General features: G+C 60.9%; 1 protein-coding gene. It reads right to left on the minus strand.

The genetic code is table 11. The features are described 5' to 3' along the window. Positions 1-307, minus strand: a 307-nt coding sequence (locus AF337_RS11820) for a LysR substrate-binding domain-containing protein (protein ID WP_244471223.1), incomplete at both ends; no start/stop codon positions are given.

The following is a 307-nucleotide window of genomic DNA, read 5'->3' on the forward strand; positions in this document are numbered from 1 at the left end:
CGTTGATCTCGCCGAGCAGGTTCAGCGTCTCGTCCGCAAAGCTTGGCCGGGGCGTCGAGGGATAGATGATCAGGGATTCCCCCTCCAGCTCGCAAAGCCCTATGGGCTCCTTGGCGATGGATTTGGCATGGCTCTTCGGGAAGGCGACGACAAGCCGCTCCTCTCGGAGCGTCAGCCGTTCGACTTCCCTGTCATTGAAGCGCACCCTGCCGAAACCCAGATCGATGCGTCGCTCCTTGAGCGCAGTCACCTGTTCCGTCGACATCATTTCCCGGATCTCGATATCGAGATCAGGCCAGCGCTGCCG

This window comes from Rhizobium ecuadorense, from assembly GCF_001187535.1.
Classification (GTDB): Bacteria; Pseudomonadota; Alphaproteobacteria; order Rhizobiales; family Rhizobiaceae; genus Rhizobium; species Rhizobium ecuadorense.